We start from the raw sequence: 21,762 nt of genomic DNA on the forward strand, positions 1-21,762 counted from the left end.
TATTTATAATGAAACATTTACTCCAATGTTGTATATTTTGGATTGCGGGTAGGTACCAAAATCCGACCCGAACTGGGCGTCGTTTCCTGTGTATGAACTTACTTCCGGATCGCTGCCTTTATATTTTGTAATGGTTATTAAATTGGTTCCGCTTACATATATCCTCAGGTTGCTTACATGGATGCTTTTTGCTATGCCTGCGGGCAAATTATAACCCAGCGTGATATTCTTTAAGCGTACATATGAGCCATCCTCAACCCAACGGGAATTTCTGTTGGCCGAAGCTCCCGGTATCTTTACCTTGTTTACTAAACCTGCGCTGGCCCGTGTTGCCTGATCAATAATAGCGGGGATAGAGGAATTCTCGTTGCCTGGCGACCACCTGTTTAACAAATCGGCACTGGTGCCGCCGGGCGATTCAAGGGCGATTCTTGATATATCAAAAATACTGTTGCCATGCGTTCCCTGTACCAGGAAATTTAAATCGAAATGTTCATAGCTGAACTTGTTAGTCCATCCAAAAATAAATTTCGGCATCGAGTTGCCTATTACTTTTTCGTCGCTTGCATTGATAACACCATCGTTGTTTACATCGTCATAGCGCGGATCGCCCGGTAATTGGCCATACTTGGCTGCGGCTGCCGCTTCACTTGTTTTCCATACACTTTTGTAACCGTAGCCAATCATTTCGCCGTATGGCTGCCCCTTTACCAGGTACATAAATGAGCTGCCAACTCCCTGGCCCCCTGTGCCGCCTGATGCAAAAGCAATGCGGTCAATACCTCCAAGGTCTACTACTGTAGCCCGGTTGGCCGAGAAAGTAATGCCCGTATTCCACGAGAACTTCCCTACAAACGGATCGCCCGAAATTCCAAATTCAATACCGCGGTTGCGGATAGAGCCCACGTTATCCAGAATGGTGGATAATCCGGAGTAAGTTGGCAGTACCCTTGGCAGCAATAGGTCTGTTGTGAGCTTATTATAATAATCAAACGTAAGCTCCAGTCTCCGGTTTAATATTGCCATATCCACACCCGCATCGGTTTGGGCTGTTTTTTCCCATTTAAGCTTTGGGTTGGCAGTTGAAGTAATGGAATACCCAAGGTTATTTACATCGGTACCAAAGTAAGGGTAATTATAGCCCGATGTAATGTGCGCCAGCGTTTGATAAGGGTTTATGGCCTGGTTGCCTGTAACGCCATAGCTAACCCTGAATTTCAGGTCAGAAAAAATATTAAGATTTTTGATAAACTGCTCTTCGGATGCTTTCCAGGCGATTGATCCCGACGGAAAGTATCCCCATTTATTATCGGTCCCAAAAACGGATGAACCATCGGCCCTGACACTGGCGGTTAAGAGATACTTATTATCAAAAATATAATTTACCCTGGCAAGGTATGAGTTGATAACCCTTTCATAGGTGTTTGAGGCGGTAGTAACCGTTTTTGCACCACCCACGTCAAAAATACCGGTTTGCTGCACTGCAAAATCATTAGCATTAATAGTGGAGTTAAGGTCTTTGGTATATTTTTGTTCGGCTACCGCGGTAATAGTAAAGTGGCTTTTGTGTAAGGTTTTATCATAGGTAAGTATGTTTGAGTTTTGGAAATAGCTGTTATTGTCAGTAAAAATATTACCGCTTCCGTTCAGTAAAAAGCCGCTGAATGTTTTGTTATTATAAAAGCTGTAATTGTTTACATTGGTTAATATAGCGCCGCCTGTAATTTTGAGCGTTAAACCTTCCAGCAGCTTAAATTCCAGGAATGCATTAATATTATTACGGATAACACCGTTGTTAATTATAGGCTCTTTGGCGCTGGCAACGGGGTTCCAAAGTGTTGGATTGGCATACCGCAGGGCAGCCGCGCTATAGTTACCGGTGGTATCATATACAGGTATTGTAGGCGAAAACCTTGGGGCAGCAATTACGGGGTTTGCCGGGTAATTAATACTGCCGCCAAACAGGGCAGAGTTTGATTTTTCTTTGGATGTAGATAAATTTACCCCGAAACCAACCCATTTATTAATATCACCTTTAAAGTTTGCCCGAATGGAATAACGGTCATAAGCAGAATTGATGAGTATGCCCTGCTGATTTAAATAAGCACCCGATAATAGGTAACTGATCTTCTCGCCGGCGCCGCTAACAGATATCTGGTGATTTTGAGTATAGGCTGTTCTGTACACCTGGTCAACCCAGTCTGTTCCGCCATTTTTTTGGAATGCCTGAATTTCTGCGTCCGAAAAAATTGGCTGGGGTTGCGCTCCGTTACCATTTTGCGCTAAACGCACCTTATTTATTTCCCTTGCATAATCGGCCGCATCTAATAGTTTAGGCTTGTTATTAAGGTTGGCAACGCTACCGTCAAAAGTGTAATTAATAATTGCCTTGCCGGGTTTGCCCAATTTGGTTGTTACCAATATAACACCATTTGCACCCTGCGACCCGTATATGGCTGTAGCCGAGGCGTCCTTCAGGATTTCGATAGAAGCAATATCATTAGGGTTTAATGAGTTAAGGGTCCCCCCTTGTAATCCATCTATAACAACCAGGGCACTGTTATCTCCATTTATAGAGTTTGATCCTCTGATGCGGATTACCGTGTTGCCGCCCGGAGAACCATCCGTATTTTGTACAGATACACCAGGTGCGCGGCCCTGCAAAGCCTGATCAACACGCTGTGTTGGCAATAATTTAAGGTCTTCGCCTTTTACACGGCTTACCGATCCTGTAAGGTCGCTCTTTTTCTGAGTGCCATAGCCAACAACCAACACTTCACCCAACTGGCCGGTTAGCGAATTAAGGACGATAACATACTGGTTTTTTGAACCAATTGTAACTTGGCTTTTTTCATAACCCACAGCCGAAAAAATAAGCATCGAACCGGGTGCTGCAGCTATTGAAAACCTGCCCGATGAATCTGTTTGGGTTGCCTGGCCGCCACCTTTCACTGTTACCGTTACGTATGCCAAATTATGTCCGTTCTCGTCTTTTACGACGCCCGAAATCGGTTTCGCTTGCGCAAAGAGCAGGATAGGGGTTATAACAAGCAATATGCCTGTTATAATTTTCCATTTCAAAGTGCCTCTTTTTAATGGAAGATAAGTAAAGTGTTGCATGCTCAAAAGTTTACTGTTAAATACCAAGGGTTAATTTGTAGTATAAGTTATAGGGGTACTATTTGCTTCATTTCAAAATTTATTGTTCAACACGATTGGACCGAACCCACTCCGACACCTTCCTGTTCATTGCCAGTTCATACCAATACATCCAATCGGTGTTATAGGTGCTGCTTGCCAAATGGGCGTGAAGGTTTGAGTCTAATTTGTATCCTTCCGGCCTGGCCATGACGCGGGTTACCGCAAACACTTTTTCCAGCCGCCGGCGTATCACCGGAAATTGACTTTCATAATCATCAATCCGGTGTAATACCATTTTCTTATCGGCCAATGACCTGGCATCATCGTATTGCTTAAGCAGGATCAATAGTTTTGAGGAATAGGCCTGCAGCTCATTTATTTGCCCAAATACCTCCAGGTTATACTTGTTTCTTTCCGCAAGTATCATGGCTTCTGCTATCCGGTTTTTTACGGTATCATACATGGAAACTGCTTTTGCGGCCTGTTTTAGCCGGTCTTTATACAACGTGCTCCATTGCCCGCTTTTGGATTTGTCGGGCATATCTACCAGCTTAAACAATTGGTGATAGTTTTCCCTGTCGCCGTTAACTATAAAGGCTGTATCCCAAATGCTTACCGCTCTTTCTAAAATATCCTCAAACTCATACCGTTCTCCCGCCAGTTTGGGCGAATAAAACCGGTGCCTGAACGCGGCATGAACAACTTTCCCGCTATAATCTTTATCATTCCAGCTAAACCATGCAAAGTCATGGATACCGCGCCAGGTGGTCTCGAAATGAGGCGAACTATCATCCCATACCGTACATAGTATCCCTTTTAATTTTTTACCGGCAGTAAGCCGGCAAAAATCTTTAATTGACTGAAAATTAGATTGGTTACGCTGCAGCATGGCATAGGACATTTGTGCCGATGTTGCCGCCATTACATCCAGGTTGTGCGCTTTATACCAATCAAGCGCCAATATGTTGCCTGCAGCGGCGGGCGCCTCATAATTCCAGCGCATGTAAATACAGTTCCTGGGAAAAAGGGGGATGTTTTTATCCAGCGTGCTTTTGTTTTTGTCCCAAAGCTTATTAACCTCTTTTACGTTTAAAGTCGAATCCCAGGTTGTTTGGTATAAATTGCCCAGTTTAAAAACCATATCGTCCCAAAAAATTGGGATGCGGTGGTGTTCAACAGCAAAATCGGTAACTTTTTTGAGCCAGTACATCTGGAGCTCCAGCGGGCTTTTGCCCGACGCTTTGGACAGCTCCGATTTGCCCAGGGCACCAACTTCATCTCCGCCAACGTGCAGGTATTTCCCATAGGGGGTAGCTTCTATGGCATCTTCGTACATCGAAAACTGGAGATCGTAAGTTTTTGGGTTAAGCGGATCAAATGCCCAATCCGATGTTGGGTTATCACGCAGGTCTTTATAAGCATCGTGTTTTAAAATGAAAGATGCATGCCCCAGCCCCTGAACAAGGGGGCTTATTTCAATGAAACGATCTTTTGCATATTTGCTTAATGCAGCAAATTCACCGATGGATATGGCATCCGCCGCGCCTACATCCTTTGCCTTTTTGTACCGCAGCTTGTCTTCAAATTCAAAAATGATATTGTTTATCTTAATTGCTGCTAAGCGGTCTATGGTTCTGTAGTAGTAATTGCCTGCATCCAGGTGGTTTTTCAGGTCGATATGAACAGCCCTCACCGGGATAGCGGGATAGTCGGTTATCCTGCAGGCCGGAATCACCACATGTTGATCGTGTGCATCCTCCAGCAATTGGTTCAGGGTCTGCATGCCGTAAAATAACCCGCTTTTGGTTGACGCTTCAATAACCACCTTTTTGTTTTTCACTAAAAGAATATAGCCTTCATCTGATGGGAGCGCCAGGTCCTTCTTTATTACCAGCAAAAGGGAACCCTTTGTTGAGGCCTTTAAGCGTCGGAGATTGTTTAGCAAGCCCGGAATAACCAGGTCCGCATCGACGCCATTCAAACAAATGCTATGTAAATCTGTAAATAACAGCCCTTCTCCGTTTAATAACTGAACATTTTGAGGCCGGGGCAAAAGCTTAAAGTAACGGTCGAAAGTGGGGATATCTTTCGCTGCGCATACGGAACACAACAATACAGACATTGTCAATATCATTATATAACGGGCATGTTTTACTTTTTTGAGCATTTTATTTACGTTTATAAAGCCGGGGTTACAATTTTTATACTGAAGTATCAACCTTCATAATTCGCCGTCATTTTGTAATGAGAGGCATCGTTTGAAAGCAATGAGGCAGACAGCGTTTCCAGGAACAGGCAGCAGCTTTGGTGCGAGGACAAAATAGTAGCCGGATACAAATTGCTTATTGGTTTTTCCAGGCAATTTTTAACCGCTTTTGCTTTTCGCAAATCCGGGACAGAACAAATAATATTTTTGGATTTCATGATTTGCCGAACCGACATACTTATAGCCTGTGCAGGAACTTCATCAAGGGAAGCGAACCAGCCTTCATTCATTTGTTGTTGCTTACAATCCTCATCTAATTTATAAATGATGATATAGGGGTCAGTAGTTTCAAAATCAGCAGGAGGGTCATTGAATGCTAAATGACAGTTTTCGCCAATACCGATTAAGGCAACATCTATCGGATGCTTGTCAATAAGCTTGTTCAAGCGTTCGCATTCTGCCGTTGGATCTGTTTCGCCGTTAATCAGGTGCGCGGCTTTTAATGGCGGTAATTTGTCAAGAAACAGTTCTGTCAGATATTTCCGAAAGCTTGCCTTATGCGATGCAGCGATATTAATATATTCATCTAAATGAAACATAACCACCTTGTCCCATGCTATTCCGGGCGCTTTGATCAACTGCTTTAATGTTTCAAATTGACTTGTGCCTGTTGCCAGGATGATGTTGGCCGTGCCCTGCCTGGCTATTGCTTCGCGAATGTGCTGTGCAGCTGCATCGCCGGCAATAGCGCCTAAGTCTTGTGCATTTTTTTCGATGTAAACTCTCATAAAGATGACTCGTGTTTTCTTATTTATAAACTATTGTACATAACCCTGCCGGTAGCCTGGTTTTTAGCCTGCTTTATCTGTGATAGTATTAACCCGGGGTGTCTTTTCTACGCACCATTAATACCATCTGTATTAACTCCGTATTAGTTGCCAGACATTCCGCTTGGTTTACGAAATGTTGAAAGGTGTATTATTTTGCCATGCGCCGCGTGTAAAATCCGGAACCTCTATCGGTTTCGATCCATTAGCTACAGACCATTCGCTCAAGGGGGCTATCGAGCTCCAAAGGGCAGCATCGTAAACATCATGGTCTACCGGAAGACCGTTACGTAGACAATCAATTAGCCGCCAGTCTGTTAAAAAATCCATTCCCCCGTGTCCGCCAACTTTTTTGGCCAGTTCGCCTACTTTTGCAATGAATGGAAGGGTGTATTTTGCCTCTATTTCTGCAAAAACCTCCGGCGAAACCCACCCATCATGACTGGTGGAAATTTTGGCCGGCCCGGCATCGCATTGAATAGTTGCTTTGGTGCCGCTAATGAGATACCTGGATGATTTAGGCCGGGGCGAAGAAGTATCATGCTGCAGCATAATTGTCCTTCCCTTTGTGGTGCGTATGGTGGATGTATTCATATTACCCCTAAAATGTTTATCGACGTATTTTGAATACATAGCATCTTTGGCAGCCAGTTCTACGGCTATATCATGTAAAGTGAAATCATTGGTACTTACTGAGGTTAAAAAATCCATTTTATCGCCACAATTGATATTCATGACCTGGCAGATTGGCCCCAGCCCATGTGTTGGATACAGGTTACCATTACGATGGGCGTTTTCATCAAGCCTCCATAAGCCCGGGCGTTGTATGGGGTCAAAAAGCGACCTGCCGATACTATGAATGTAAGCGCCTTCTCCATGAAGCACTTCACCGAAAAAGCCCTGGCGCGCCATGTTAAGTGTCAGTAATTCAAAAAAATCGTAACATTCGTTTTCCAGCATTACGCAATGCAGTTTGGTTTTTTCTGAAGTTTCAACCATTTGCCAGCATTCGTCGATGGTTTGCGCAGCCGGTACTTCAACGGCAACGTGCTTGCCATGCTCCATTGCGTAAACAGCCATTTGCGCGTGCCAATTCCACGGGGTGCAGATGTAAACCAAATCAATGTCGCTGCGCTCACATAACTTTTTCCATACATGGTCATTGCCGGAATATAAAGCCGGGTTATTTGGCGTTCCCTTAAGACTTTCCTTTGCTAACTCCACCTGTTTGGGTTTAATATCACACAGGGCCCTCACCTCTATCCCTTCGATATTAAGTATACGCGGCACAGCTTCTGATCCCCTGCTTCCTAACCCAATATAACCGATCCTCACCTTATCTATTTTTGGGGCAGCATAACCATGCATGTTAAAACGCTGGCTGCCCTTAATCATGTTAAAAGGTTTACTGCCACCATCATCGGCAACTGAAAGCAGTGGCAATGCTGCACCCACCAATGCCGATGCTGCGATGCCGGTATACTTTATAAAATCTCTCCGGTTATTTTTCATGTATTAATATTTATTATATTTTGTAATTGAAAAAGCCTTAAAACAGTGTGTACTTCTATTAATGTATTGCCAGTCTTATAGTCAAAAAAAACAGCTGCATGTTAGTTTAATAATTGCCGGATACGGCGTTGTTTAATACTATCTTAACACATGCCTGAAGTAAATCTAACGAAAAGCGAAGCACTTAGAGCGGGTTTGGCCGAATAAATCAGCGAGAACGTTATCGAAAATAATGTAGCCGGCTATCCGTTATTCCGGGGTCATTAAATACTGAATTATAAACCATTAGCTGTTACAATACACCCCATTTTCTCTCCGGCCATTTATAACAAAAACAGCCCTGCAGCCCGGAGTATTTTATTCCGTATCAGCTGCAAGGCTGTTTGCTTTTATGAAGGATATTATATTCCAGACAATGCTTAACCGCCTGTTGAATTAATGATGATTTAAAACCCGCTATCGTCCAGGGCGAAGTTATTTTTCCGCTCTGTCCATTTGCCATTTGTGAAATCAGGAAAATCCTGCAATGAGTTTCCCGATTTCAGGGATTGTACTGATAGTGGGGCAATCACACTCATTGTAACAGAATCATAAACATCTATCGGGGTTTGTCTCTTGTGTTTAACCGACTCAATAAATGCATTAAATACAAACCAATCCATGCCTCCGTGGCCCGCTCCTTCGGCCAGTTTTTCATATTTTTTCCAAAGCGGATGATCATACTTGTCAAACCATACCTTTGCCGGGTCCCATGCGTCATCTTCTTTTGCCTGATGGTCGATATATATGCTGTCGGCCACATCCATCCAAATCCCTTTTGTACCCTGAACACGGAAACCCAGCGAGTAAGGCCTTGGCAAGTGCGTATCGTGACTTAACAATACGGTTTCGCCGTTTGCACAATTAATCATCGTTGTTGTTACATCCCCGTTTTTATAATTGATCTTTGAATTTTTATGTCCGGGCGATAGCTCCTGTACATAAGCCGCTAAACCGCGAGATTTAGAGCTGAATGATACCAAACCGGTAAAGCGGTTGCCCGCATTGATATTTGCATAATGCATACATGGCCCGGCACCATGGGTTGGATAAATATCTCCGTCTACATCAATGTTAAACTGGGTGCGCCATTGGGCCTCACCTATGGCATTGGGCCCAAATTCAACACCACCACCATGAAATTGCCTGCCATTATTGAACAGCACCGGCCTTAAGTTATGCTGGTAACCGCCCTCTAAATGGACCAGCTCACCAAAAAGGCCCTGCCTTACCATGTTTAGTGCTGCCATTACATCACGGCGATAGCATACGTTTTCGAGCGTCATATAAGGCATCCGTGTTAACTCCGAGGTTTTTACGATATCCCAGTGCTCCTCAACCGTTAACCCTGCTATCACTTCGCAGCCAACATATTTACCGGCTTTCATGGCATCAACCGATTGTTGATAATGGAATTGCCAGGGGGTAGCAATAATTACGGCATCTATATCTTCATGATCAAGCAAACGCTTATAGGCATCCAGGCCGCCGGTATATTCCTTTACTTTAGGGTGCCCATTTTTGGCTATAAATTCCCTGCAAATTTTTAATGAACGTTCCTGAGTATCGCATATGGCAACAATTTCCACATCGTCCCGAAGCAGTCCTTCGCTGATGTGGCTCATTCCGCGTATCCCAACTCCAATATATCCTAATTTTACTTTTTTGGAGGCAGAAGCAAATAGATTACCGGCAGGCAGCATGGCTATGCCAGCAGCGGCAACCGCACTTTGCCTTATAAATGTTCTTCTTTTCATCTGTTTGTTTAATGATTGTTAAATCGGTTGGCCGTTCACCCAGGCGGCAATTTTTCAAAATTTAAATCTCACAAAAGCTTCTATAGCCTCATACTCCGCAAGCCCCAATTGATTATATATCCTGGCTGTTTCGCCTGTACGGTGCTCTGCCCGCACCCAAAACTCCCGGGCATCATCACCCGGAAAAACCGGGATATCTTTTTGTGATTGATGTTTAAAAATTGCCAAACGTTTTCGCATAACCTCATCGGGCGAAAGCGGGACCGCCATTTCTATTTCATGAATTTCAAACTCATGCCATGCCCCCCTGTATAACCATAGCCAGCAATCTTTTATCCACTCTTCAGTATCGTTTAAACGGGTTAAGGCCTGAAGAATAATATCGAAACAAACTTTATGGGTCCCGTGCGGGTCGGCAAAGTCACCTGCGGCAAATACCTGGTGAGGTCTAATTGCCTGTAACAATTCCATCGTTTGTAAAATATCGTCTTCATAGCTTACAAGCTTTTGATTTTTAGCCCTGTCATAAAAGGGAAGATCCATAAATTGGATACAAAACTCGGGCAAGCCAACAAACCGGGCGCCTGCTGTCGCCTCGCCTTTTCTAATTAACCCTTTTATCGTCCGTATTTCGGCCAAATCAGCCTGGTTAGGTTGTTTTGTTTGAAAAAACTGCCACATCTTTTCATAAAGCGCTTCAAGCTGATGCGTACTATGCCCCTGGCTTTTAGCAAAATCAATGGCAAACTCCATATAACGTAAGGTATCATCGTCCCAAACAGCGGTATTGCCGGATGTTTGATAAGCCACATGTACATCATGATTTTGATCGGCCAATCGTATGAATGTGCCCCCCATAGATATTACATCATCATCAGGGTGGGGTGAGAAGATGATAACGCTTTTTTTAACCGGCAACGCGCGCTCCGGCCGTTTACTATCATCTGCGCCGGGCTTACCGCCGGGCCATCCTGTTATGGTATACTGCAGCTTATTAAAAACCTGTATGTTAATGTCATATACCGGGCCTTTTGCTGTTGCCAGTTGTGCCATACCATGGCTATTATAATCATCTTCGGTAAGTTTCAATATCGGTTTTTGGAGCAGCTGAGCCAGCCATATTACCGCTTTCCTGATCAATTGATCGTCCCAGTTACAGTCTTTTACCAGCCAGGGCGTATTGTAGCGCGTGAGTAAGGACGCTGCATCATTATCCAGAACAAATTCTACACTATTTGAAAGCTGAAGGTACGTTGCCGGTATTTCGGCAGAAATTTCGCCTTCGATGGCTTTTTTAACTATTTCTGCCTTTTTTTCACTCCAGGCCATTAAAATTATTTTGCGTGCTGCCAATATTGTCCCGATGCCCATGGTAATTGCTTTTAATGGCACGTTTGCTTTGCCACCAAAGTCCCGCGCGGCGTCGCTCCGGGTAAGTTCATCCAAAGAAACCAGGCGGGTACCCGAATTAGGGGCCGAGCCTGGTTCATTAAACCCGATATGCCCTGTACGCCCTATACCCAATATTTGTAAGTCGAGACCACCGCTGGCAATTATTTTCGCTTCATAACCGATGGAAAATAAGGCAACATCTTCCTTTCTAATCATACCATCGGGTATGAGAACGTTATTGATGTTGATATCTACATGATCAAACAAGTGCTTTTGCATAAACACTTTATAACTTTGAGCCGAAGATGCTTCTATCGGAAAATACTCATCAAGATTGAAGATGACCACATTTTTAAAACTCAGGCCTTCTTCTTTATGCAGGCGCACCAACTCATCGTAAAGCATAATTGGCGTTGCGCCGGTAGCCAAACCCAATACGGCGTTTTTCCCTTCGGCCGCTTTTTGCCGTATTAAGATGTCAATACGTTTAGCTACTTCTTTTGAAGCAGCCTGCATACCTGGAAAAACTGAAACGGGAACTCTCTCAAATCTTGTTTCTTCTAAAAGATTTAAACGTCGCATACTTTATGTAATATGTATTTTATGGCTTGCCGGCAACCTGCCCGGGTAAGTACCTGATTGTTTATCGTATTCTATTTCATCGATTCAGGCCTTCAAAACCCCTAAATCATTTTTTAATTGCAGCCATTCCTGTTGTATGATATCGGTTAGCTTGCCCTTTTTTGATTCAAGCATTTTAAATAATTGAATCTGGGCCCTTGCCCGTTGCAGGTTATGCCCCGGAAAGTGAGTTTTGTAATAAACATCTCCCTCCAGATAATCTGTCAAAAACCTGACAGCCTGCATATACGGAAGCAACAATACTCCCTTTACCAGCGACTTTAATTCCTGTTCGGTAAGAAAGGACACCGTTTTGCCCAGATATCCTTTTGCAAATGCCTCAAAAAGCGGCATATTTAATTGTATAGCATCAAGGTCCTTTTCATCTTCGGCAGCGGTATTGATAATGGAACGAACGGCATCCCCAAAATCATAGGCTATATAACCGGGCATTACCGTATCAAGGTCGATTACGCATTGAACCTCATCGTGCTGATTGAGTAAAATATTATTAAATTTCGTATCGTTATGGGTGATGCGCAGCGGTAATATTCCGGCCCTGCCTAATTGCAATATCTCGCCCATGCTATTTGCACGTTCAAGCAGGAAAAACAATTCTGAACGTACGGATCTTACGAGCCCCGCGCTATTTTTTTTTATCGCTATTGTTAAGCTATCCAGTCTTTTTTCGATGTTTAAAAAATCGGGAATAGTATCAACCAGTAAAGCAGGATCAAGATCACATAATAAACAGTGGAAATTTCCAAAAGCGCATCCTCCCTGGTAAGCCTGCTTAGTGGTTGTAACTAAATCATAACTTTGCGTATCCTTCAAAAAGAGAGTCATTCGCCAGTAATTTCCCTGGTGGTCCTGGCAGTAATATTTATTGTTTTTGCACTGCACCAGTGTGAGTGTTTCTTTTGCCGGCCGGCCTGCTTTTTCTGCTTTTTCTGCTTTTTCTGCTTTTTCTTTTAAATGGTTAATCACGCGCAGCATATTGTTCATTAAACCATCAATATTTTTAAAAACAAAATGATTGATTTTTTGAAGCAGGTAGGCATCCTCGTATCCGGGTTCAGTTGTCAGTAAAAATGTATCATTAATATGCCCCGACCCAAAAGGTTTAATATCAAAATTTCCGGAACTTATCTTAAAGTTTGCAATGATGTTTTTAAAATCATATGTGGTTACTTCGTTATGCATATAAATGTCTTAATACTTATTTCGATTTGTTACCGGGCAGGTACCTGTTCAATATGTGTTTAGAAATAGTTGATTTTTGTACTGAAGGGTTGCTCCTATTTAACCGGCGGATTAGCTTATACCAATCCATTACGGTATGCTAAAAAAGCCCGCACCCGCCTCTTGACAATGCCAAAAACTATGGAAAAACTGTTTGATCAAAACACGACCAGCAACCAGGAAAAACAATCAAATTGTGAGTTCCCTGAGCTGGTAACCAACACCTGCCTGAAGTAAAACTAATTAAAAATGAGGCTCAAATAACGGACATCCGGGAATAAATCAGCGAGAACGTTATCGAAAATAAAGTATTAGTAACGGAAGGGAGAAATATAACCTGCCATGGAATTGGCGAAATCCCGCTTAGACCTGAACATGACAAAAAACGGCAAACTGGCAACGGCATTTTCGTCTGTAATATTCAGTTTAACACGGGCAGGATCCTGCTTAACAGGCCCGGATATAGTATGCCGGGTAGCAAAAGAGGCTGCATTATCTGGATTTAATGCAGCCTCTTATATAAAATTATCAAATCACAAGAAATGCAATTTATAAGGGCGTAAACTTAAAGCTGTGGATAATTACTTCCACCGGCTGATTGTTTGAAGGAGCTAAGCCTCCATATAACCACAAATTGATATGTACCGGCATACTAAGCGTACTGATAGAGGTTGCCGGGCTGTTAAACGTTGCAGTTTGAAATTGATTCGCATCCCCATCTTGAAAACCATACAGGCTTTGAAGCTTAACACTGCTGCTGGTCCTCTTGAACCGATGGGTAGTATAAGTACCGTTGGGCGTAGTGAACGACGCTGTATAAACCCCTGGACTGGCAGTTACCCCTGTAGCGGGCCAAATGGTATAATTGAGGTTATCCCAGGCAGCATTTCCCCAACGTGCAATCTCTATATCCATTTCATCGTGCTGATCGTTACCGGAATAGTTATACATGCCTAAAACAATATTTTTATCGAATGAACCTAATGTTCCTTCAACCTGCCATTGATAGGTTCCATAACCTAAGCTTTGCGTAGTATAAACCTCTGCACTCTCCCAATGATTATTTGATGGATTTTTCGCGATTTTCAAATGCAGCCAGCCATTAACGTCAACCCAGGCATTTGATCCGTTCCAATAATTTGGCCCCGGACTCACCAAACCGCCTGGAGCACTCACAACCCAGGTATAACCGGCAAACGATAAAGTGCTGTTTACAACTTTTTTCTTTGCAACAGTGGGATCTGAAATTTCTGAATGTACGGCTGCGCTTTCTTTTTTACAAGCCGTAACTATTACAGCAGCAAGGAGTACTAAAAACATTCTTCTCATAGTTTCTAAATTTTAATATTAAAATTATTGATGTAGGTAAATTGCTATGTTGGGTGTATATCATTACTTTCTTAATGCGATTTCAATAGTTTTTTACTTAAGCTTGTTAGCGATAACCGGTTGTCCTGCCTATGGAAATTTATTCTATTTCAAAGCCTGATAAATAACAGCCATAAGCGAGTTGGCGCCAACAGCATCATAATCGGCAGCCCACAAATAAGCGCCCTTAAAACCGCCGGTCTTAATATAATTGGCCTTTTGGGTTACCAGCGGAACGCCATTATAATATACACCTTTGGCAATATCAGCCCTCTCCTTACCTGCGTTTGCTGGGTCGGCTGCTATAATAGCTTTATAGGTCATGTAATCGTATGATCCCCAGCTGTCGTTATTACCGGCCGCGTTAAGCGCGTTGTAACGTAAACCGAATGCCGGGATCCCTATTACGAGCTTGCTGGCCGGCAGGTGAAAGTTTGTCCAGATCTGCGCACCCGATACCATAAAATCATAGCTTGATGATTGCCCTACAGGTGCATCGGGGCCAATGTGAATATTATCCTCAAATGCGTGAATATTTACCCAATCGGCTTTTGAAAGATCAGGGTATTCCCAGTGCTGATAGTTTACCGGCGCAGTAACCGTAACCAAAGCATTTGCAGGCAAGGCAGCTTTTAACGCCGTTAAAAACGGACCGATAGCATGAATGTTATCCGGCGCATTACCCGAGTTGATATCTGTCATATAAATATCTACACCATCCATTTTTTTGCGGGTAACATAGGCCTTTACCGAATCGATCAACAGTTTCATTGCTGTTGGGTTACGGATGGCCGTACCAAAATCATTGCTTTCATAAATTGCCCAGCCATCAATACCCGAAAGATGGCCGCTGATGCCCATAATAACCGGCACACCGGCTATGTGCGCACGGGCTACTATTTCATTGGCATGTTGGTTAACGTTTCCCTTTGATACATCAAGCGTACCATCCGCAGCTACCTTACCTACCTGGTATTCGAGGTGGGTGATATTACTCCAAACCACATCGGCAGCGGTACCATCTTCGGTAAGATTGGCCAGTGCAACTTTTGTATACGGTTTAAAAGTATAGGTTGAGGGATTAACCAGCACCTTGGTTTGCCGTGATGTGGAGTCACCGTTATAGGTGGCCACCAGTTTAATGGTATACTCGCCTCCCGCGGTCGGGGTAAATTTAAACGACGGATCGGCCGACATTTCTTTACCGTTTACCTGCCAGCTTATTTTTACTTTACCTGCCGGGGTGAACAATACGCCAGAAAAACTGGCACTTGTCCCCTCGTCAATGATCTGGTTTGATCCAAATACCCTGAGGTTATCAAAGATCCTCGGGTAATAAGGGTTAGCCGCTTCCTGGTCTTTCACCTCATCTTTTTTACACCCGGCAAATGCCATCAGTATAACCAGCATCAGTACCGGTATAGGTGCGTACTTAATCTTTTTCATGTTTAATATCTTTTAAATAGTAATCGATCATTTTGTGTGTGATTTAATCACCGTACTAATAGTGCCTAATAACGAGTTTGCGCCCGTTGCATCCTGCCGTAATTGCCAGATCATGATACCACCGGCCTTTTCAAGCGCCAGTTCTGTTTTAGCTTTTATGGTTGGGATCCCGTTGTAGTAAACAATACCTCCGCCGCTAACCGTTACCTGGTCAAGGTTCAGGGCATTGGGGTAAGTGGTAATAATTTCGCTGAACGACAGTGATTCAGGTGCATTGGTACCAAAACCATAGCCATAAAAAGGTACGCCAAGGCTCAGTTTTTCTTTGGCAATGCCACGAGTACTGTTCCAATAGGTCAAATCCTCTACTGCCATGCTGTAAGGGGCATGCTGGCCGGGATTTGATTGGTTCCATGGCCCGGTTTTATCGTACGACATGATGTTGATAAAATCCAGTTTGGCTAAAGCCTTGTCAGAATACCTGCTTGCATAAACCGTAGCCACCGCAGCGGTTGTAAGTTTACCTTTTGCTTTTAAAGCGGCGGCAAGGGCAGTAACAAATGATTCGTAATTATTATCTATAAGCTCCTGTTCAATATCCACATCAATACCATCCAGCAAATTATCATCAACCAATTTCACAAGCCCGGCAATAAATTTAGGCTGCATGGCAGGCGTTATCAAGTTGCTGAAGTATGCCGGCGGGATCCCTCCTGCAATAGAGGCCAGGATCTGCACCTTGCTGTTATGGGCCAAAATGGCTACCTGTTTCAGGTCGGCATCCACGGTAAAATTTCCATCCGCATCAGGATTGATAAAAGCCACATAGAGGTGTGTTATCTTGCCCATGTCAATGGCCTTTGCTTCGTTAAGCAGGTTCCCCTCATACCTCAGGTATCCTACAACCCTAAAATTTGAGGTTACCGTTGGTGGGGTTGGATCGGGTTTAACTTCGGCTTTAACATCGCTTTTTTTACAGCCTATCATATGCAGCAAAACGAAGGCTATGGTAGTTAGCAGGGCCTTATTTTTTAATATTTTCATTTGTTATCGTATATCAGGTTATTGTTTATCCCACCAAACATGTGCTGTCCATGTGTCCTTACCGCCAAGTGCTGTGATCGCCGCCGCTATATTAGCCGAGTTTTGTTCACGCTCGGTTAAAGGGTATTCAAACCTGCGTGGTATGGTGGTCACGTCCGATTCGGCGGTTACACCCGGTACCAAAACAGGGAAGCCTGTACGACGCCAGGTAGCATAAGCTTCAGGGCCGTTCATGAGCTGCGCTATCCAGATCTGGGTGTCAATCTGCTGTAATTCTTTGCCCGGAGCAAGCTGGTTATCCTGTTTAAATTTTTGGATCTCGGCGGCGCTTAAGGTTGGCCCGGTTGGGTATAAGCTCAATTGCAGGCAGGCAGCCTCCAAACCGTTTTCAAAATGTTGTTTAGCCGAGCCGCCTAAAGTTAGCCCCCAGCGGGTGTTGGCTTCGGCCAGTAAAAACTCCACCTCGGCGTAGGTCATGTGAAAATACGGGGCATCACTGCGCACCATAAAATCGGCCAGCTGCACTTTTTGCCCGCCGTTTGGAACTGATAATGTACCACGACCGGGATAATCGATATTGATAGGCCCTAAAAAATCATCATAGTTATATTTCCCCGGACCAACGCCTATCAGCCCAACCTGTGCTTTTACCTGCGCGGTAACATCAAGCCTGTCGGTCAGCTTATCGGGGTTAACCCAATATGCGCGGGGGATATAGTTTAAGCGCGGATCGTTGGTGGCCTTCATCTGATCAAGCAAGGTGGTACAAACCCTCGGGCGGCCGTCATCCTGGTATTGGTTGATCCCTACCGATACACCGTTACCCCTGATTTCCGAATATCCATTGGTGATGTTGATATAATCCAGCTTGCAGATATCATCGTTACTGGTTAATACGCCGGCATTAAACGCATCTGTTGCCTCGGCTTTGGCAGTTGCGTCATCAATCTTTATCAAACGCATAGCTAAACGTAAACGCAGCGAGTTGGCAAACTTTTTCCATTTGGTGAAATCACCATGGTATAATAGTTCAGTAGCAACTTCATCTTTACCTGTACCGAGCTGGGTAACGGCTGCTTTCAGCTCCTTAAAAAAGTCGGCATAAATATCCTTTTGCGTATCAAACTTTGGGCGTACCGTACCGTCGGTATAAGCCTTGCCCGCCTGTGTATAAGGAATATCACCGTACAAATCGGTAAGCCTTGCAAAAACATAAACCTTCATAATACGGCAAATGGCATTCAGGTTTGGCTTGGTGGTGCTGCGCTGTACAGCATCAACAATGTTCAAAACATCATTAGGGTAGCCAAGCTCCCAAAGTTCAGACATGTATTGCCTGTCTTCAATATAAGCGCTGCCATAACGGGTATAATAAGCACCGCCTATTTGCTGTGCCATGGGCATGGTAAGGATAATGCTTGTACGTTCGTTGATAGTTACATCACCGCCAAACCTAAGCTCAACCAAATTAAGCTGATTTATAGGGTCGAGGTTAGCAGATTTTGTGGGGTCGGTATTTACGTCTCCAAATTTTTTGCACGAGAACAGCAATAAGGGCATCAGGAGCGCGGCCAACGTATATTTGTTTAAAGTTCTTTTCATGTTGTTTGTTCTAAAATTATACATACCTGTTAAAACCTGAAGTTGAGGTTAAATCCCCAGCTTCTTCTGGAAGGTAGTGAACCATACTCCAGGCCCTGCCCGTTACCATTGTTGTAGTTTGAATCGGGGTCGACATTCGGAACATTTTTATGAATAATAAAAGGGTTGCGGCTTACCACAGCCACCGTCAGATCTTTAATGCCCAGTTTTGAAATGGCAGATGCAGGGAACCTGTAGCTCACTGTGATCTCGCGCATTTTTATGTAGCTGGCATCATAAATAAATGGCGTGGCCACACCATTGCCATCACTATAAAACTGCGACCAGTAGTTTGACGGATCAACAGCCGTTGTGTTTTTAGTGTAAATAGGATTTCCGTTAGCATCAGTACCGGTTTGCACCACACCCTGCGGTGTATAACCCTGTACCTTGCCAGCCGCCCGCCATTGTTCAATGGTCATACCGGCAGTTTGGCGCTGCTCTTCAGATTTGATCCATTCGGCACGACCGGGTAATGTAGAAACATGACTACCCCGGATAATGGCAAACATATTGGTCATCGAAAACAGATCGGCACCGTGTTTAATATCAATAACCGCGCTCAGTCCAAAATTCTTGTAGTGAAAATTATTAACCAAACCACCAGTCCAGCTCCAGGTGCCTTTACCCAGTACGCTGCGCTCTTCGGCCTGTTTAGGTGCCAGTGTTTGCGGATCGAGCACAATGTTACCCTGCGGATCGCGCTGGTAATCAAACCCTAAAATGGATCCATAAGGCGAGCCCGGTTTAGCTACTACCGATACACCTAACCAGCGGGCATCAGACAGTGACAGGTACGGGATACCATCGGCCAATGATATTACCGTATTGGTATTTTTGGCGAAGTTGACATTGATATCCCAGCCAAAATCTTTGGTGGCCAAAGGTGAGCCATTCAGTGCTATCTCCACACCTTTGTTGCCTATCACCCCTGCGTTAACCAGTTGCTGTGCAAAGCCCGATGATAAGGGTGCAGGCACCAGGTTGATCTGATCGCGGGATTTAGAGTTGTAGTAAGAAACATCAAGCCCTATCCTCTCGCCAAAAAACTTGAGCTGTGTACCTATCTCAAATGATTTTGTACGGGTAGGCTTCAGGTTTTTATTAGGTAATACAGTACTGGCTATCCCACCTACCGATGTGCCGTTGAAGGTTTGCGGATACAGATTATAATTTAAGTTTAGCAAGTAAGGATCGGTATCATTACCTACCTCTGCGCCCGAAATTCTTAATTTACCAAATGACAGGATTGAAGGATCGATCTTAAAAAAATCGGTAAAAATAAAGCTGGCTGCTACCGATGGGTATACGTAGCTGTTATTATCTTTTGGCAAGGTTGATGAAGCATCTTTACGCATACTTGCATCAACGTACAGGTATGATTTATAGCCAATGCTTAACAAGGCGTATGCGCCGTTATTGCGTTTGCGGTAATGATTTTCAACCACCGATTTATCCGAAAAGCTATTTGGGCTGATCACATCAGGCACATTTAGGTTTATAAAGGTTGAAGTTGTGCCTGGGTTATCGATCCTTGAAAAACTGCCTCCCAGCCTTAAGGCCAGATTGAGCGATTTACTTACCTGTTTCTGGGCGGTTAACAAAGCGTCGCCTTCGGTAGTGCCCAGTTTCTGATCAAACTGATCCAGCTCGCCGGCTAAAGCGCCGGGCGTAGTGCGAGGGCTGAATTTGTTATAAGTAAGATAAGTAAAATCGGTTGAGATGCGGCCTTGCAGGTTAAGCCAGCTGGTAATAATATAGTTGCCCTGTATGGTACCGATGAAGCGGTTTTTACGGGTTTCGTTATGCATTTCGTTGATCACCCAGTAAGGGTCCAAACGGTATTGGCCGCCGCCCCAGTCAACATAATTGCCTTCGCTGTCTTTATAACCGTTTTTAAAATAAGCCTGGTCAACGTTATTAGCCAATCCAACAAAGGCGTTGCCGATGTTACCCGGATCGTCGGCCAGCGCAGGGCGGTTAACTACATCTTCGTTAAGATACATCACCTTAGCCGATAAGGTTACCTTGCTGCCAAACTTTGAGCTGCCGTTAAAATTAAAGGTATTGCGGCGCAGGTTACTGCCCGGCACAATATCCCGACTCCGCATATCCGTTACCGACAAACGGAAGGATGAAATATCATTTGAATTGGAGAAAGCTACGTTATTGGTAGTGGTGGCACCGGTACGAAAAAAGTTATCGATATTGTTTTTTACCAGGGCATATGGGCGGTATTTACCATCAAACCCTATCACCTGCAAATTAGGATCGAGCCTGGGGCCAAAGTTATTGAACAGCGTATTTTTTGCCTGCGATGGATCAACCACCATTTGCTCGGCAGTGCCCTGGCCGTAAATATACTGATAGTCGTTATAGTGGGTAAGCTGGTTTTCGATAGATGTAGTACTGTTTACTTCAATACCCAGCTCCTTTTTTGAATTACCTTTTTTTGTGGTGATCAATATTACACCGTTACCCGCGCGGCTGCCATACAGCGCCGAAGCAGAGGGGCCTTTCAATACAGAAATTTTATCGATATCGTCGGGATTAATGGCCGAGATGGCATCGCCAAAATCAAAACCACCCGAGTATTTACCTCCGCCTACCTGGCCATAGTTTGAGTTATCTATCGGCACACCGTCCACTACATAAAGTGGTTGGTTATTGCCGGTGATACTGGTATTACCCCTGATGATAACCCTTGATGAGCCGGCAGGCCCGCCTGCTGTGCTATTAATGATCAACCCGGGAACTTTACCGGCAAGCGAGTTGATCACATTTGGCTCGCGGGCATGTTTCAGGTCGTTGCCATCAACCTCTGCAGTGGCATAACCTAAAGAGCGTTCTTCCCTTTTAATGCCAAGAGCGGTAACTACTACCGTATTCAACTCTGTAGCTTTTGTTTTGAGCGTGATCTTTACCGTTTTTGCTTTATCGGTAGCAATGATGGAAGTGGTTTCATACCCCATCATGGCAAAGGTTATCACATCGCCATTAGCAACAGTTATTACAAAGCTGCCGGTTTCATTAGTTACTGCCGATTTGTTCCTGGTAGTGTTTACAATGGTAACACCCGGCAGCGGCAGATTTTGCTCATCGGTCACTTTACCGCTGAGGTTAAAATCTTCAGCAACCTGTGATGTTACTTTAGCAGGCGGCTTTTCTGACTGGATCATTACGGTTTCGCCTACAATTTTGTACTGCGCATGCAGTTGCTTGCTTACCAGGTCGATCACCTGCTGCAAACTTTGTTTATTAATGGTAAGGCTGATCTTTTTTTGCAGATCGAGATCCTTTGGATTGTATGAAAAATGTACGCCGGCAGCTTTCTCTATCTGGGTAAATACTGCCGGTACCGGTGTATTTTTCCAACTGAAGGAATAAGCCTGAGTGGATGACTGCGCGTACCCTGAGAAGGATACGATCAATAATATTGAAGGTATCATCCTCTGCAGCATCCATGAAAGCAATCGTGAATGGAGTAGTGGTTTTTGCATATAGTGTTGGGTTTAAGAAATTTAAA

General features: G+C 44.1%; 12 protein-coding genes. All 12 read right to left on the reverse strand.

Going from position 1 to position 21,762, the window contains the following annotated elements:
• Positions 1 to 3: 3 nt before the first annotated feature.
• Complete coding sequence (locus tag ACFFGT_RS05985; protein WP_377021597.1) at positions 4 to 3,120, reverse strand: SusC/RagA family TonB-linked outer membrane protein; 3,117 nt, start codon at positions 3,118 to 3,120, stop codon at positions 4 to 6.
• A gap of 79 nt (positions 3,121 to 3,199) precedes the next feature.
• Complete coding sequence (locus tag ACFFGT_RS05990) at positions 3,200 to 5,308, reverse strand: glycoside hydrolase family 20 zincin-like fold domain-containing protein (protein ID WP_377021598.1); 2,109 nt, start codon at positions 5,306 to 5,308, stop codon at positions 3,200 to 3,202.
• Between the two features lie 47 nt (positions 5,309 to 5,355).
• A complete protein-coding gene (locus ACFFGT_RS05995; RefSeq protein ID WP_377021599.1) occupies positions 5,356 to 6,135 on the reverse strand; it encodes a glucosamine-6-phosphate deaminase in 780 nt (259 codons plus the stop codon).
• 168 nt (positions 6,136 to 6,303) lie between these two features.
• Positions 6,304 to 7,686: a Gfo/Idh/MocA family protein gene (locus tag ACFFGT_RS06000; RefSeq protein WP_377021600.1), complete on the reverse strand. Its 1,383-nt coding sequence runs from the start codon at positions 7,684 to 7,686 to the stop codon at positions 6,304 to 6,306.
• A gap of 446 nt (positions 7,687 to 8,132) precedes the next feature.
• Entirely contained in the window at positions 8,133 to 9,482 is a 1,350-nt protein-coding gene (locus tag ACFFGT_RS06005) for a Gfo/Idh/MocA family protein (RefSeq protein ID WP_377021601.1), read from the reverse strand.
• Between the two features lie 54 nt (positions 9,483 to 9,536).
• Positions 9,537 to 11,456 (reverse strand): glucosamine-6-phosphate deaminase, encoded by a 1,920-nt coding sequence (locus ACFFGT_RS06010; protein WP_377021602.1) that lies wholly within the window; start codon positions 11,454 to 11,456, stop codon positions 9,537 to 9,539.
• Between the two features lie 84 nt (positions 11,457 to 11,540).
• Positions 11,541 to 12,698 carry a phosphotransferase enzyme family protein gene (locus tag ACFFGT_RS06015; protein ID WP_377021603.1) on the reverse strand — a complete coding sequence of 386 codons (1,158 nt, stop codon included), beginning with the start codon at positions 12,696 to 12,698 and terminating at the stop codon, positions 11,541 to 11,543.
• A 588-nt stretch (positions 12,699 to 13,286) separates the two neighbouring features.
• Positions 13,287 to 14,066, reverse strand: a complete 780-nt coding sequence (locus ACFFGT_RS06020) for a glycoside hydrolase family 16 protein (protein ID WP_377021604.1) — start codon at positions 14,064 to 14,066, stop codon at positions 13,287 to 13,289.
• A 144-nt stretch (positions 14,067 to 14,210) separates the two neighbouring features.
• Entirely contained in the window at positions 14,211 to 15,551 is a 1,341-nt protein-coding gene (locus ACFFGT_RS06025; protein WP_377021605.1) for a glycoside hydrolase family 18 protein, read from the reverse strand.
• Between the two features lie 27 nt (positions 15,552 to 15,578).
• Positions 15,579 to 16,595 carry a glycosyl hydrolase family 18 protein gene (locus tag ACFFGT_RS06030; protein ID WP_377021606.1) on the reverse strand — a complete coding sequence of 339 codons (1,017 nt, stop codon included), beginning with the start codon at positions 16,593 to 16,595 and terminating at the stop codon, positions 15,579 to 15,581.
• 18 nt (positions 16,596 to 16,613) lie between these two features.
• Positions 16,614 to 18,197, reverse strand: coding sequence for a SusD/RagB family nutrient-binding outer membrane lipoprotein (locus ACFFGT_RS06035; protein WP_377021607.1), 1,584 nt, complete (start codon positions 18,195 to 18,197; stop codon positions 16,614 to 16,616).
• A 29-nt stretch (positions 18,198 to 18,226) separates the two neighbouring features.
• Complete coding sequence (locus tag ACFFGT_RS06040; RefSeq protein WP_377021608.1) at positions 18,227 to 21,736, reverse strand: SusC/RagA family TonB-linked outer membrane protein; 3,510 nt, start codon at positions 21,734 to 21,736, stop codon at positions 18,227 to 18,229.
• Positions 21,737 to 21,762 lie beyond the last annotated feature (26 nt).

Source organism: Mucilaginibacter angelicae (assembly GCF_042434235.1).
GTDB classification, from domain to species: Bacteria; Bacteroidota; Bacteroidia; order Sphingobacteriales; family Sphingobacteriaceae; genus Mucilaginibacter; species Mucilaginibacter angelicae.

Bases quoted from the DNA above. Each gene is read 5' to 3' on its own strand.
- ACFFGT_RS06015 (WP_377021603.1), bottom strand. From the start codon at position 12,698: ATGCATAACGAAGTAACCACATATGATTTTAAAAACATCATTGCAAAC.
- ACFFGT_RS06025 (WP_377021605.1), bottom strand. From the start codon at position 15,551: ATGAAAAAGATTAAGTACGCACCTATACCGGTACTGATGCTGGTTATA.
- ACFFGT_RS06040 (WP_377021608.1), bottom strand. From the start codon at position 21,736: ATGCAAAAACCACTACTCCATTCACGATTGCTTTCATGGATGCTGCAG.
- ACFFGT_RS05995 (WP_377021599.1), bottom strand. From the start codon at position 6,135: ATGAGAGTTTACATCGAAAAAAATGCACAAGACTTAGGCGCTATTGCC.
- ACFFGT_RS06000 (WP_377021600.1), bottom strand. From the start codon at position 7,686: ATGAAAAATAACCGGAGAGATTTTATAAAGTATACCGGCATCGCAGCA.
- ACFFGT_RS06030 (WP_377021606.1), bottom strand. From the start codon at position 16,595: ATGAAAATATTAAAAAATAAGGCCCTGCTAACTACCATAGCCTTCGTT.
- ACFFGT_RS06020 (WP_377021604.1), bottom strand. From the start codon at position 14,066: ATGAGAAGAATGTTTTTAGTACTCCTTGCTGCTGTAATAGTTACGGCT.
- ACFFGT_RS06010 (WP_377021602.1), bottom strand. From the start codon at position 11,456: ATGCGACGTTTAAATCTTTTAGAAGAAACAAGATTTGAGAGAGTTCCC.
- ACFFGT_RS05985 (WP_377021597.1), bottom strand. From the start codon at position 3,120: ATGCAACACTTTACTTATCTTCCATTAAAAAGAGGCACTTTGAAATGG.
- ACFFGT_RS06035 (WP_377021607.1), bottom strand. From the start codon at position 18,197: ATGAAAAGAACTTTAAACAAATATACGTTGGCCGCGCTCCTGATGCCC.
- ACFFGT_RS05990 (WP_377021598.1), bottom strand. From the start codon at position 5,308: ATGCTCAAAAAAGTAAAACATGCCCGTTATATAATGATATTGACAATG.
- ACFFGT_RS06005 (WP_377021601.1), bottom strand. From the start codon at position 9,482: ATGAAAAGAAGAACATTTATAAGGCAAAGTGCGGTTGCCGCTGCTGGC.